Raw genomic sequence first — 14,472 nt, forward strand, 5'->3', positions numbered from 1 at the left:
AATAAACAGCTGCTATAGCTGCAACCACAAAAATCATTACTATTACAATTAAAGCTATGACTTTATCTTTTCTTGTAATAGCACTTTTAGGCTGCTGTTTATTTCTCTCACTTTTCCTTCTATTTCTTCTACTTTCACTCATCATCTCTACTATCTTTAATGGATTAGAGCTTGAAGAACTTTAGTCCTGTTATAATCTAATTATTCTATTGTATCTCTAACCTCACCACATTTCAACATTGCATCTCCGTAATATGGATTACGGATTTCTTTTTCTAAACTCAACCAATAAGCACCTTTGTTATTATCAGCCATTGGGCAAAACTCGCTATACACTTTTTGATTAATCCCGAAAAGCTGTATACTACTTATCATATGAGCAGAAAGATGCTTGAAATGTCCTCTTTGTGTTGCAATTTCCGAACTGTTCTCAATAGCACTGGCAGCCGTTTTTAATTCTTTCTCAATGGTCATCCAATGATTATGTGCTTTTTCATTGGATAGTAGTTTCATATCTACTTTTGCTAAATTTTGACCTATTTTTTTCGCAGCTATTTGTGCTTCATTATTATTATCATTGACTAGAGCATCTTTTAAAAGAATATAATCGTCAAAAACCTGTTTCAACTGATTTTGAAATTTGTTTGAAACTACTATCCTTTCTTTCATCTCTGAATGATTAGTTTTATCCGTTTTATTTCCAGAATCACCATCTTGCATACCTAGATGTCCTTCGTGTCCTGTCGTAGTTTTGCCTCCTTCAGCATTCATCATACTTTTTTTACCCTGTAACTGTGCAGCTGCATCTACTGTAAATGTGCCATTGGTTACAACTTCGTCACCATTTTCTAAACCTTCAAGAATGGTATAAGTATCTCCATTGGCATTGCCCAATAAGACTTCTCTCATTTCAAAAACAGACTCATTTGGTTTTGTTTTAATATAAACCACAGAGCGTTCTCCTGTCCACATCACAGCAGTAGCTGGAACCGTAACAGTACTATTAGAATTTGATTGAATACCTTCAACCTTTCCTTCAACAAACATTCCTGGTTTAAACTTATCACTTTTGTTATTAAGCACAGTTCTTATCACGATAGTTCTGGTTGCAGAATTTAATAATGGATCTATAAATGAAATTTTTGCGTCAAAAACTTCATTGCGGTAGGCGTTTGTGTTGACTTTAATAGTTTGCCCTTTTTTTAATAAAGCAATTTGATTTTCATACGCATCAAATTCTGCCCAAACCGTATTGAAATTAGCAATTTTATATAAGGGTTGCCCTTGTTTTACATAATCACCTTCTTCAACCATTTTATTAGTTACTGTACCAGAAACCGTCGCAAATACAGGAAAATTCTCTTGTATTTTTCCAGCAGACTCAATAGCATTAATTTGCTTTTCTGAAAGTTTCCAAAGTTTAAGCTTGTTTCTTACAGCCTTATAAAGTTCAGGTTGTGATTCTTTTAGAGATGAAGCTGTTAGTAGTTCTTGCTGTGCAGCAACTAACTCTGGTGAATAAATGGTTGCCAAACGTTGACCAGCACTAACACGTTCTCCAGTAGAATTAACATATAGTTTTTCAATTCTTCCACCAAAATAGGTCACCTGAACTGCATTGGATTCTTCGTTAGTCATAATTTTACCCGATAGCTTTAAAGAATTATCACCCACTTGTCCTTGTTCCACAACAGATGTTTGAATGTTAGCCAAAGCCATCGCATTTTCGGTCATTTTAATTTCGTTAGCATTAAGACCTTCTGCTCCAGTTTCAGCTGGTATTAAATCCATCCCACAAATAGGACAATCACCAGGTTCTTCTCTCATAATTTGAGGGTGCATAGAACAGGTCCACATTTGGTTAGAAACAATTTCTACTGAATGTTCGTGGCTATCCGTGATCTTATTTGTCGCAATATCAGCAGAACCTCCACCAAATAATAGAAAGCCGCCTAACAGGCCAACAATCAACGCAACACCTATATAAATGATGTTTTTATTCATAATATTTTGTTTTACTATCTTTTCTTTTTATTTATTTTTCTAATCGTTGGTGATGATGTATACCAAAGTAAAAAACCGCTTAATACTGTTATTAGACCTAGTAACGAGAATATTCTTAAAACGATGGTGTTAAAATTATCTCTGCCTTCATAGTCCATAGTATGTGTCATCCATAAAAAGTCGAACCAACGCCAACTGCGGTGTCTTACGGTTTGAAATTTCCCATCATTTACAGACACATAGGCTTTTATAGCTTCATCATTTGCATACGATATTACATAGGCGGGTAATAGCTTTTCACGATACTCGTGTTGTTTGCCTACTTCTGTGATGCGCTCCACATTTACGATTTGCAATTCCTTTTTCATATACTGCTTTGCCACATATATTGCTTCTTCTTCGGTTATTTCTGATTTTAATTTTCCGTTTAAAGCGTTGTAAAGCTGTTTTTTATTTATCCAATAATGAGGTACATTATCTATATCTCTTATTTCTATTGCCCTGATTCCTTCTTGCACGTTAAGTTGAGAAGGGCTTAAAAGGTTTTGAAAGGCTTTTGGTTGGTATTGTAAATTCTTAAACTGGTCACCGTGGATGTCATCAATATCCGTCCAACTAAAATACAAGCCACTAATCGTCCACATCAAGAATTGAATACCGATGAAAAGACCTAAATACCTATGTGTCTTTCTAATTTTAAGTGCTGTTTTTCTACCTACCATTAGTAATTATTTTTTATTTCTTGATGACGAATGCGTTTTAATTATTTGCCACTTACCGTCTATCTTTTTTATAATTGAAGTAGCCACTCCTTTTTTAATAATTGTTCTACTTTTTCCTTTCTCATTGGGATTGAGAACAATGGTATAAACATAGGTTTCTGTAGTAAACGCATAAATGCCATCTACCTCAACATCGATTTCATAATCTGAAAATGTGAAACTTTTAAAATGTCCTAATTCTGGACCTAAATGATGCTCTATATAATGTGCATAAGAACCTTCTACACCTCCAGATTCAAAGACTTCTGAATTTTCGGAAAATAATTCGAATGTGCCTTCGGTTGTTAAGTTTTGCAGGGCATCTTTGTATGATTTCATTACTTTTAGGACAGCTTCCTTTTCAGAAGTTTCAATGTTCTGTGCATTGGTAAAGTTGACTGTTGTAATGAAAACAGTTACTATTGTAATTAATTTAAGTACTTTCATAGTTATAGTTTTAAAAGGGTTATTTGTCAACGTGTATTCTATTAATATTTGCAATTCCGAAGACCAAAACGAAAAAGCTTAAAAAGACTTCCAACATTACTATTATTTTTCCAGGAACAGAGATTGGTACGATGTCTCCAAAACCAACGGAAGAAAACGTGATTAAACTGAAATATAAAAATTCGAAAAATTGTCTAAAAAAGGAATCATTTTCTATGAGTGATGTTTTAAAACTATCAAAATCCGTGATATAAAGAGCGTGATAATCAAATGAGAACGACAGCACGATTAAGAGAATTAAAACTCCAAAAAGTGTTAGTATGTGAGTAAGTTTATGGCTTTCGCCAATTATTTTACTTAATTGTATAAAAGTTAGCCGAACAATAAATATTGTTTTGATAATGGCAAAAAGAACGATTAAAATAGGCAGAAATAAGCTATTAGAATTTCCGTTAGCCCATAGTGTATAACTTAATGATAGTACAGTGATTACACCTGCAGTAAGCAATACCTTTTTTAACAGTTGTTTATAAAAACCTGTGTTTTTAAATGTTTCCGTTGTGTTCTCTATTCCCATTTTAACTTATTCTTTTAACTGAATAATTGCAGTACCAAAGCTCCGCCAACTATTAGGGTTATAATTATATAGACGACATAATTAATCCATTTTTTAACAACAGATTTTTCTGTTGTATGTTGACAACCATCTTTGCAACATTCTTTCATTATTTTAGTTAAATCAAATTAGTATTCTACTTAGTTATAGTTCCATCATTAAATAGCACTTGAAAATGAGAGTTAAATTCTATCCATCAATCAAAAAATATATTCTCCTCTCAAAATCAAGTACTCTTCCAATAAATTTCTCTTTTTCAAAAGTTCTTATTTTCCTGACATAGAAAGAGATATATTATTATTCTTAAGGATTTAATACTTCTCCTTTGCACAGGCTGCTATTAATCAAATCAACTTTTCTTTTTCAAATATCTTGTGCCTGACACGGGAAGAAATTAACGCTAACCATCAACATTGTTTTCCTTCCCACGACAGGACTTAAGCACTATTCAGATATCCTAACCTTTTGTTAACTAGCAAACCAGAGCCAATTAAAAGATTTTAAGGAAAGGATTATCTAATTAATAGTCTTTTGAACTTTTCCACATTTAAGCATTTTGCTTCCGTAATATGGATTTCTCACATTTTTACTTGTACTTAACCACGCACTGCCTTTATCATACATTGGGCAAAACTGTTCGTAAAGTGTACTTTTTGTTCCTGTAATGGCAACCATATCTGAAACATCTTTACTTAATGTTTTAAAGTGTTCTCTTTGATGGTCTAAAGGACTTTTTACAATATGTTCTGCGTGCTCTGTTGCATCAACAATAATGTCAGCCAATTCTTTTTGCTCTTCTGTTGTATAGCTTGACTTGTCAAATGCTTTCAACGAAGCTTCTAATTTTGATCCTGCTTGTGCTGCCTTTTTAGAATCATCTGCAACCAGCGCATCTTTTAACATAAAATAATCTGCAAGAATTGCTTCTGCCTTGGAATCGTTCATTTTGTCCATGTTCATTTTACTGTGATCCATCTTATCTTTTTCTTGTGCATTGGTAAAAGAAACTGCTAACAATAGCATTGCTACTATACTCATTTTTAAATTTTTCATTGTTTTTATATTTAATTATTGTTGTTTATATACTATCTTTTAATTGAGTCATCCATTGAATCATTTCCTGCTTTTCAATATCTGAAAACGCAGCATCACCATGAATAAATGTGTAAGAGTTCATAGGCATTTTGCCACTTTCAATTTGCTTAATAATAGATCTTAACTTGCTCTTTTTTCTACGATTTGATAATGAATCCCACTCATTGAAATTCAATTCAGCTTTACCTTCTTTGATATGACCTTCTAAAAACCAAGCCACAGGCTGGACTTTATTATACCAAGGATATTTCGTGTTGTTACTGTGGCAATCATAGCAGGATACTTGCACCATTTTTTTGATATTATTTGGAACATTGTTGACCAACATAAAATCGGTTTTTGGAATACTATCGCTTTGGTTACGCTCTGTAGGTACAAATTGTATACCCACAAGAACGACCAATGCTATAATTGCTATGATTTTTATAATCTTCATTTAGTTGATTTCCCTTTGTACTTTACCACACTTCAACATTTGGCTACCATAATATGGGTTACGTACTTCCTCTTTCATACTTAACCAAGCAGTTCCTCCATCGTACATTGGGCAATATTGCTCATATAATGTATTTGAAGTACCTGTAATTGCAACCATTTCTGTAATATCTTTACTTAATACTTTAAAATGTTCACGTTGGTGATTGATATCGCTTTCAGAAATATGTTCTGCATGTTCTACAGCATCTTCTATGATATCCTTTAATTCCGTTTTTTGTGAATCCGTATATGTTGAAATATCAAGATTGCCTAAACTTTTTGCTAACGCAGCACCAAATTCCTTTGCCTTTTTATTATCATCACCTACCAAAACATCTTTTAGGTTGAAATAATCTTTTAGGACAGCTTCTGCTTTTCCATCTTCATTGGTGTTCATTGCCATTTCTTTTTTCTCGCCTTCGTGATTCATTTCTGTATTCGATTCGCTATTCACTTGCGCTTTCTTTTTATCTTTACAAGACATTGCTGCTAGACTCGTGAAAGCCACTGCTAAAATTGTTATTGTTTTTAAGTATTTCATTTTTTTGTTATTTAGGTATTATTATTAATTTTTGTTTGTGTTAAAATCGCACTGATAATCCACCACCTGCTCCAAAACGATTATCATAACTTGCCATTAAAGAAAAGTTTCTTGAAAGCATATATTCAGCTCCAGCACTCCAAGTTGTTTCAGAAGTAAAATTTTTATTTGTTGGTAGATTGTTTACCCAACCAAAATCCATTTGATATTCATAATATCCAAATACAGATAGTTTTGGAAAGATCATAATACTTCTTCCTAGAGATATTCTTGGTCGTAGTTCATTATCAATTCGAGCATCAAGTGCAAATAAATACGGTGTTAAATAGCGAACACCAATAACTGCGATTGTTGAAAATTCATCAAGACTATCTTCCATTTCATTCTCGATATTGACACCTCCAAAAACTCGTAAGTAATCATGTAAATAGCGTTCATACGTAAATTCTGCTTCTAAATTTTTATTCCATCCATATTCAATAGACGCATTAAATTGGTTTCTCAAATTAGAAGTTATCAAATTAATTGTAGTGTTATGTGAAGCAATATCTGCCATTCCCCATGAATACCATAAATCGGTTTCTTCAACAATTATAGAAACTGGATACTCTTTCATTCTTGGGTCTCTTGGCGTATCATACGATATTACTCTAGCCATACCACCCATCATGTGATATAAAATATGACAATGAAAAAACCAGTCGCCATTTTCGTCGCCATTATTACCATAAAATTCTATGGTTACTTCTTGCATAGGCGGCACATTGACTGTGTGTTTGAGAGGTGAGTACTCCCCATTTTCATTGATAATCCTAAAGAAATGACCATGTAAATGCATAGGATGGTGCATCATAGTAAGGTTGTTTAAAGTAATTCGTGTTACTTGATTGCCTTTTATCTTAATATTATCTGTTTCTGAAAGTGGTAAACCATTCATACTCCAGATATAGCGGTTCATATTTCCAGTAAGATTTAGCAATATTTCCTTTACGGGAATATTTTTGTCGTAGACCGTTTTTTCGGGTGACTTCAAATAATTATAATTATATTCTGAGAACAAACCCATTCCTTCCATTTTCTGTAAGGTGTCCGTTTTCATACCTTTCATAGAATCATCGCTATTCATCTCCATTCCTTTCATTTTGGAATGGTCCATATTTTTCATTGTATCATCTTTCTTTTCAGAATTATCCATATTCATTCCCTGCATGTTATCCATCTGCATTCCGTACTCATCCTTCATTTTATGGCGTTCATCTTTTCCTGGTTGAAACTTTAAAGCGTGTGCTCCCATTTTCATATCCATCTTTGCCATTTTTTGCATCATCCCAATCTTATCTGGTCTTGGAATATCCATAGCAGGTAATACTTTTCCATTTCCAATAAAAGCAGATGCAGTTCCTGAACCATCTTGCGCTGTGATTTTGAATTCTATTTTACCATCTTCTGGTATGGTTACAATAAAATCGTAAGCTTCTGCTATACCTATAAAAGTTTTGTTCTTTTTAACAGGCACTACGTCAAGACCATCAGCCGAAACTAATAATGGCATCTCTCCACCAAAAGTCATCCAGAATGAGGTGGAAGCACCACCATCAATAATTCTCAATCGTACTTTTTCACCAGGTTTAAATTCTGGATATTCTATACTTTGCTCTCCATTAATTAAAAAGGCAGGATAATACACATCGGCTATATCTGCTCCACCCATGCGCTGTCTCCAAAAATTGAGTTGTGCTCCAAAGGCTCCACGTACAATAACCTGATTCAATGGTGTAGCGGTTCCTTTTTTGATACTGTACCATTCATTACCTCGTTTTAAATTGCGAAGTACATTCATTGGTTTTTCATTAGTCCAGTCTGAAAGCATCAGAACAAGTTCTTTATCATAATCCAATGTCTTTTCTTTAGGCAGAATAACAATAGAACCATACACACCACTTTGTTCTTGCAACATCGTGTGTGAGTGATACCAATACGTTCCTGATTGTTTTATAGGGAATTCGTACTTCTGCGTATGCCCAGGTTCTATTGGTGGTGTATTTAAAAAAGGCACACCATCATAGAAATTGGGAAGTAATAGTCCGTGCCAATGCACAGAGGTTTCTACACTCATCTCGTTTTTTACATAGATAACCGCATATTCTCCTTCGGTAAATTCTAAAGTAGGACCAGGAATTGTTCCGTTGACAGTCATTCCCATAACATCTTTTCCTGCTTTATTAACCGTTGCTTGACGTAAGGTTATGGTATGTTCTCTAACAGGTAAATTATCAACGTTACCTTCCACAGACTGTGAAAAAATTGGTTGACTAACAATTAGAATTAGTATAAATTTTAGATATTTCATTATATAAGTTTGTATAGATTTTATTTGTTTGTTAAATAGTTAATAATTGTCATCTGCGCATAAATAAGGCCTTCTACTTGACTGTGACAATCATTGAGCGTCATTCCTTGTAATTTATATATGTGCTTCATTTTAAATCCTTTTTATGCATTCCAGTATTTAACTTATAATTGCCATTTGAATTTGGTACAACTTCAAAATAAAAAGCTGTTGGTGCTCTGTAACTTCCATACGTTCGAATGCCTTGCATATCGCATTGCATATTATATAACCGTATTTTTCCATCGTTTTCTGCTACAGTATAAAACCCTTTTGAAAACCATTTTAATGTAGAAGCCAATTCAGCATCTATATTATCCAATAAATAATCATTTATCGGAAACTCGGTAAAGGTTATTGGGTTTTGTGATAGATTATTATACTTACCAATAAATAAACTGTTTTTAGTTTTAGCAACACCATACCAACTAACACTCCCAATTTTTACAGGAACAGTTAATAAACTTTTATACGGAATGTTTTCTGCTTTTAACTGCGCATCAAACTTTTGATTAACATAGCTTTTAATACCTAAAGTTGATACTAGATACAACGTGCTTATTACAAGCCCAATTTTACTGAATAAACCTCTATTTTTTTTGTTCCTGAAAAGTGTTAGACTTAAAATTAATCCAATCAATAATGGAACTGTATAAAAAGGATCTACAATATTAATGCTATCAAAACTTACGCGATAGTTTGAAAATGGCAGTAGTAATTGAGTTCCATAAGTTGTGAACGCATCTAACAGCATGTGCGTAATTAATGCTAACCAACTAAAGACCCAAAGTCTCCAATATAAAACATGTTTTGTCCACTTTATTTTTGATAAAATAAAAGCAATTAAAAATGCTCCTATCAAGCTAAATAGAATGGAATGACTGAATCCTCTATGAATACTTATTCGTTCTATGTCTGAATAAAATGGTAACAAAGCAATATCAAGGTCAGGAATAGTAGCTATAACCGCGCCTAAAATTGCGCCTTTACTTCCAATTTTTTTACCGAGTATTACCTCTCCAATAACTGCTCCTAATGTTGCTTGCGTTAAACTATCCATTTAAAAAATTAATTAGTGTTTGTGTCCGTTTTCGTTATTGTTTTCATTTTAATTACTTAAATAATTAATTATTGCCGCTTGAATGAAGTAACCTTTGATGGATTCAATTAGGTTGATTTGGAACTTCAATTGTAATTCCTGCACATCTAATACATCATTAAAATTAATAGTTCCAGTCTCATAGTTTTTAATCAGAATCTCTTCAGCATTGTTGGCTTGTTTTAAATTATCGGATTGAATATTGAACTTAATTTTTGTTGCCTCTCGATTATATTGTGCATCTGCCAATAGTGTTTCAAGTTTGTTCAACCTATCCTCTTTCTGAGATTGTATTTGCAATTGCTTTAATTCATTCTGTTTTGTGACAGACTTATACTTATTATTAAATATTGGAATTGAAATAGAAACCATTGGCATCAAGATATCTTTTCCATTGTCGGTAAAATTCATACCTGGACGTTCCGAAACTGGAACATAATCCAAACCAAAACCAATATTTGGGGCACTTTCTTTTTGATTTAATAATTCAGATTGCTCAACAGACTCATACAATTTATCGTACTTTATAAGTTCTGGGTTCAGTAGAAGGTTACCTCTTGAAATCAATATATCATCATCTGGAATCGTCATTTCTTTAACTACCACCACCACTATAGTTTCATTTCGATTTAAGAGATTATTGAAGGCTACTTGTTCTGCCAGAAAATCTTGTTCCAATACTTCTTTTTGCTGTATCAGTTCATTCTGTCGTATTTGAAGACGAAGCACATCCACCGCAGATGCCTTACCAACTTCTACAGAAGTTAACGCAAGACGCTCATAGGTATCCAAAAGCTCGATGTTTTCATCAAGAACAAATTGTTTTGCTCTAATGGCGTAAAGCTTATAATAGGATTGAGAAACTGCTAAAGCAAGTTTTCTCTTGGCTATGACAATATCTACATATTGGGTTTCTGCCATTGAGCTTGCGTAGTTTTCCCTTGCGGTAATAGTACCGAACCAAGGCAACATCTGTTTTACAGAAAAACGTGCACGCTGCGCTCCTGTACGTGTTTCAGGTTCACTCACAAAATAACCCACGCTTACTTCTGTATTTGGAAGTGTATTTACCTCATTTACTTTTTCTTCGGCAATAGTATAGCGCAATTCAAAAGCTTGAATTTCAGGATTGTTCTTTTCGGCTTCCTGAATATAGGATGCTAACTGCTGTGCGTTTGTTTCCGCGAAAGCGAAAAAAACAAGTCCTATTAAAATTATATATCTCATTTTGTAGCTCTTTTTAATTGAAATTCTTGTTTCCAGCTAAATAAAACTGGTACAACAAACAATGTTATAAGTGCAATAAGCATCCCACCAAAAGATGGAATTGCCATTGGTATCATTATATCACTACCACGACCTGTTGATGTTAGTACTGGTAGTAACGCAAGGATAGTTGTCGCAGTTGTCATTAGACAAGGACGAATACGCTTTTCACCAGCTTCAACCACAGATGCTCGTATTTCTTTCTTGGTTACTGGTGTATTTCTATCAAAAGTTTGTTTTAGATAAGTTGCCATTACCACACCATCATCCGTAGCAATACCAAAGAGCGCAATAAACCCTACCCAGACCGCGACACTCAAGTTTATAGGATGCATTTGGAAAAGGTCTCGAAGGTTTTCGCCAAAGAAGTTAAAATTCAAGAACCAGTCTTGACCATAGCACCAAATCATTATAAAACCACCAGCAAATGCTACTGCGATACCTGTAAATACCATTAATGATGTACTTACAGAACGGAACTGGAAATAAAGAATAAGAAATATAATTCCCAATGCTAATGGTACAACCACACCCAAAGTTTTTTCGGCTCGTAGTTGATTTTCATACGTACCAGTAAATCGATAGTTAATCCCTTTTGGGACTATAAGTTCGCCACTATCTATTTTTTCTTGTATAAGTGCTTGTGCGCCTTCAACTACATCAACTTCGGCATAGCCATCCAATTTGTCGAATAGTACATAGCCTACCAAGAATGTGTCCTCACTTTTTATGACTTGTGGTCCTTTTTCATATCTAATAGTAACAAGCTCGCTCAATGGAACTGGATTTCCATTTGAAACTGGAACATGAATGTCTTTTAAATCATTTGGATTTGCCCTTAATTCTCTCGGATAGCGCACACGAATACCATATCGTTCTCTACCTTCAACGGTTTGCGTTAGCACCATTCCTCCAACAGACACCTGAATGACTTGCTGTACTTGTTCTACGGTAATACCATATCGTGCAAGTTGCTCTCTATCAATATCCAAAAGCAGATAAGGTTTCCCGACAATACGGTCAGCAAAGACAGCTTCATCCTTAACACCATCTGCTTGTTTTAATATGCCTTCTAGTTGTACTCCAAATGCTTCAATTTCTTTTAAGTCTTGTCCTTTTACCTTTATTCCCATAGGTGCTCGCATACCAGTTTGCAACATTACCAAACGTGTTTCAATAGGCTGTAGTTTAGGTGCTGACGTAACTCCTGGAAGCTTTGTAACCTTAATAATTTCTTTCCAAATATCATCTGGTGATTCAATTTCTGGTCGCCAGTTTCTATAGTATTCTCCGTCATCATCTGGTATGAGTTGTGAACGATGAACCGAAAATGGGTCTTTGATTTTGGAAGCATCATAGTCTGCTGCTTCATCGACTTCGTTATTTGGGTTTATAACCAAGCTTCCATCTTTCAGAATAAACAGTCCGTCTTTGTCTACTTTATAACGTTGCCTAGCTCTTTTATCATTTAAAACATATTCTGATTTATATTGAATGACATTTTCATACATAGATAGCGGCGCTGGATCTAACGCCGATTCTGTTCGACCAGATTTACCAACAACCGTTTCAATTTCTGGAATACTAGCTACAGCCATATCCAGTTGTTGTAGAACGCGTTTATTCTCTTCAACACCAGCGTGCGGCATAGAAGTAGGCATTAAGAGAAAGGATCCTTCATTTAAAGAAGGCATAAACTCTTTGCCTGTATTTTTCATAATCATCACACCCATTATAATGATTGCTGTAGGTAGTGAAAGAAATAAGATTTTATTACGTAATGCCCAGTTAAGAATGCGCACATAATACCTTCTAAATAAAGTAAAAACGCCCAACAAACCAAAACAGATAAGCCCAACGAAGATCAAGTTCCAAAAGATGCTTCTATCTACTCCTAGTGGTCTCCAATATTCTGCCAATAAAAATATAATCGCGAATGCCGATATAAATATGTTAATGGTATTTGCACGACTTGATGTTAGTTTTTCTCTTAATCTTAAAAATCCAGTAATTGCAAACGCTAATAATATCAAGCCAAGAAAATAACCAGAAACAATAGAAATAACACCAAGAACTACGAGTGCTCCATTTAAAATATAATTGTATAATTTTTTAACACTACGCTGCTTAAAAAGGAAGGCGGCAAATGGCGGTATTAAAAACAAAGCAACTATAAGGGATGCCGTTAGTGCCGACGTTTTTGTAAATGCCAAGGGTCTAAATAATTTTCCTTCGGCACCAATCATTGTAAATACTGGAATAAAACTTATAATTGTGGTCATTACAGCTGTTAGTATAGCTCCAGAGACTTCAGCAGTTGCATTATAAACCACCGTATTTATCGGTAATTTCTGGTCATTTTCATCTAAATGCCGTAGCACATTTTCTGAAAGAATAACACCTACATCCACCATCGTACCAATTGCTATAGCAATACCCGATAAGGCAACAATATTGGCATCCACATTAAACAGTTTCATTGATATAAATACCATCAAGACGGCAACCGGAAGCAGTCCAGAAATAAGTATAGAAGCCCTCAAATTAAATAACATCATAATGATGACAAAAATGGTAATGAGTATTTCTAATGAAAGTGCTTCGTCTAGGGTTTCCAGCGTTTCTTGAATCAATTCTGTCCTATCATAAAAGGGAACAATGGTAAGCTGTGACGTTCTCCCGTCACTCAATGTTTTTGAAGGTAAACCTGCACTTAATTCATTAATTTTTTCTTTTACATTATTGATGACTTCCATTGGGTTTGCACCATAACGAGCCACAACGACACCACCGACTACTTCTGCTCCTTCTTTATCCAAGATTCCTCTCCTAGTGGCGGGACCGTGAGATACTTTTGCTATATCTTTAATTCGGATTGAAGTAAAATCTTGAGAGGTAACTACAGCATTTTCTAGGTCTGAGATGGACTTAATGTACCCTAAACCTCGTATAAGATATTCCGCTTGGTTAATTTCTAAGGTCTGTGCACCGACGTCCTTATTACTTTGTTTAACTGCTTTAACTACTTCATTTAAGCCTATTTTATACTGCTTCATCAACTCTGGGTTGACATCAACTTGGTATTCCAAAACATATCCACCAATAGAGGCTACTTCAGAAACACCACTAGCAGAAGATAATGCATACTTAACATAGAAGTCTTGAATGCTTCGCAATTCCTGTAAATCCCATCCACCAGTTACATTACCATTCTCATCACGCCCTTCGAGTGTGTACCAATATATCTGTCCAAGACCAGTCGCATCAGGACCAAGTGCTGGATTAACTCCGTCAGGAAGCAAACCAGATGGTAATGAATTAAGTTTTTCGAGAATACGGCTTCTGCTCCAGTAAAACTCAATATCTTCTTCAAAAATGATGTAGATACTAGAGAACCCAAACATTGATGAACTACGGATGGTTTTAACTCCAGGAATACCTAGAAGAGAGGTAGTTAGTGGATAGGTGATTTGATCTTCTATATCTTGTGGAGAACGACCATCCCATTTTGTAAAGACAATTTGTTGGTTTTCACCAATATCTGGTATTGCGTCTACTGCCACTGGATTACGTGGAAAGGAACCTGTGTTCCATTCAAAAGGTGCATTTACAACGCCCCAAGCCACAAATAAGGTCAGTAACAAAACAGCTACTAGTTTATTTTCTATTAAAAATTTAATGCTTTTATTTAGCATAAAAATGAGTTTTAAGTATTTATAATTTTTGTTGTAAAAAACAACAAACAAGCATTTTAGTCCATACAAATGAATGTTGGAC

The 14,472-nt window shown here is 34.5% G+C and carries 11 protein-coding genes; all 11 read right to left on the minus strand.

Features of this window, described 5'->3' with window-relative positions; genetic code table 11:
* Positions 1-201 precede the first annotated feature (201 nt).
* Positions 202-2,004, minus strand: coding sequence for an efflux RND transporter periplasmic adaptor subunit (locus tag IMCC3317_RS09385; protein WP_160129255.1), 1,803 nt, complete (start codon positions 2,002-2,004; stop codon positions 202-204).
* A 14-nt stretch (positions 2,005-2,018) separates the two neighbouring features.
* Positions 2,019-2,726 (minus strand): PepSY domain-containing protein, encoded by a 708-nt coding sequence (locus IMCC3317_RS09390; RefSeq protein ID WP_160129256.1) that lies wholly within the window; start codon positions 2,724-2,726, stop codon positions 2,019-2,021.
* Positions 2,727-2,732: 6 nt separating this feature from the next.
* On the minus strand, positions 2,733-3,212 hold the full coding sequence (locus tag IMCC3317_RS09395) for a YybH family protein (RefSeq protein WP_160129257.1): 480 nt from the start codon (positions 3,210-3,212) through the stop codon (positions 2,733-2,735).
* Positions 3,213-3,231: 19 nt separating this feature from the next.
* Complete coding sequence (locus IMCC3317_RS09400; RefSeq protein WP_160129258.1) at positions 3,232-3,789, minus strand: potassium channel family protein; 558 nt, start codon at positions 3,787-3,789, stop codon at positions 3,232-3,234.
* Between the two features lie 555 nt (positions 3,790-4,344).
* Entirely contained in the window at positions 4,345-4,881 is a 537-nt protein-coding gene (locus IMCC3317_RS09405) for a DUF3347 domain-containing protein (protein ID WP_160129259.1), read from the minus strand.
* 25 nt (positions 4,882-4,906) lie between these two features.
* Positions 4,907-5,359 (minus strand): heme-binding domain-containing protein, encoded by a 453-nt coding sequence (locus IMCC3317_RS09410; RefSeq protein WP_160129260.1) that lies wholly within the window; start codon positions 5,357-5,359, stop codon positions 4,907-4,909.
* The gene (locus IMCC3317_RS09415) at positions 5,360-5,941 is read right to left on the minus strand and encodes a DUF3347 domain-containing protein (protein WP_160129261.1); all 582 of its coding nucleotides are present in this window, start codon (positions 5,939-5,941) and stop codon (positions 5,360-5,362) included.
* Positions 5,942-5,981: 40 nt separating this feature from the next.
* On the minus strand, positions 5,982-8,291 hold the full coding sequence (locus IMCC3317_RS09420) for a multicopper oxidase domain-containing protein (protein ID WP_160129262.1): 2,310 nt from the start codon (positions 8,289-8,291) through the stop codon (positions 5,982-5,984).
* A 127-nt stretch (positions 8,292-8,418) separates the two neighbouring features.
* Entirely contained in the window at positions 8,419-9,390 is a 972-nt protein-coding gene (locus tag IMCC3317_RS09425) for a metal-dependent hydrolase (protein ID WP_160129263.1), read from the minus strand.
* Between the two features lie 48 nt (positions 9,391-9,438).
* Positions 9,439-10,656 carry a TolC family protein gene (locus IMCC3317_RS09430; RefSeq protein ID WP_160129264.1) on the minus strand — a complete coding sequence of 406 codons (1,218 nt, stop codon included), beginning with the start codon at positions 10,654-10,656 and terminating at the stop codon, positions 9,439-9,441.
* Positions 10,653-14,390, minus strand: coding sequence for an efflux RND transporter permease subunit (locus IMCC3317_RS09435; RefSeq protein ID WP_160131897.1), 3,738 nt, complete (start codon positions 14,388-14,390; stop codon positions 10,653-10,655). Before IMCC3317_RS09435 ends, IMCC3317_RS09430 begins: the two co-directional genes overlap by 4 nt.
* Between the last annotated feature and the right edge of the window lie 82 nt (positions 14,391-14,472).

It is taken from the genome of Kordia antarctica (assembly GCF_009901525.1).
GTDB classification, from domain to species: domain Bacteria; phylum Bacteroidota; class Bacteroidia; order Flavobacteriales; family Flavobacteriaceae; genus Kordia; species Kordia antarctica.

What these genes read in the sequence shown, in the direction of transcription:
- IMCC3317_RS09385 (WP_160129255.1), bottom strand. Translation starts at nt 2,004, where the DNA reads ATGAATAAAAACATCATTTATATAGGTGTTGCGTTGATTGTTGGCCTG.
- IMCC3317_RS09390 (WP_160129256.1), bottom strand. Translation starts at nt 2,726, where the DNA reads ATGGTAGGTAGAAAAACAGCACTTAAAATTAGAAAGACACATAGGTAT.
- IMCC3317_RS09395 (WP_160129257.1), bottom strand. Translation starts at nt 3,212, where the DNA reads ATGAAAGTACTTAAATTAATTACAATAGTAACTGTTTTCATTACAACA.
- IMCC3317_RS09400 (WP_160129258.1), bottom strand. Translation starts at nt 3,789, where the DNA reads ATGGGAATAGAGAACACAACGGAAACATTTAAAAACACAGGTTTTTAT.
- IMCC3317_RS09405 (WP_160129259.1), bottom strand. Translation starts at nt 4,881, where the DNA reads ATGAAAAATTTAAAAATGAGTATAGTAGCAATGCTATTGTTAGCAGTT.
- IMCC3317_RS09410 (WP_160129260.1), bottom strand. Translation starts at nt 5,359, where the DNA reads ATGAAGATTATAAAAATCATAGCAATTATAGCATTGGTCGTTCTTGTG.
- IMCC3317_RS09415 (WP_160129261.1), bottom strand. Translation starts at nt 5,941, where the DNA reads ATGAAATACTTAAAAACAATAACAATTTTAGCAGTGGCTTTCACGAGT.
- IMCC3317_RS09420 (WP_160129262.1), bottom strand. Translation starts at nt 8,291, where the DNA reads ATGAAATATCTAAAATTTATACTAATTCTAATTGTTAGTCAACCAATT.
- IMCC3317_RS09425 (WP_160129263.1), bottom strand. Translation starts at nt 9,390, where the DNA reads ATGGATAGTTTAACGCAAGCAACATTAGGAGCAGTTATTGGAGAGGTA.
- IMCC3317_RS09430 (WP_160129264.1), bottom strand. Translation starts at nt 10,656, where the DNA reads ATGAGATATATAATTTTAATAGGACTTGTTTTTTTCGCTTTCGCGGAA.
- IMCC3317_RS09435 (WP_160131897.1), bottom strand. Translation starts at nt 14,390, where the DNA reads ATGCTAAATAAAAGCATTAAATTTTTAATAGAAAATAAACTAGTAGCT.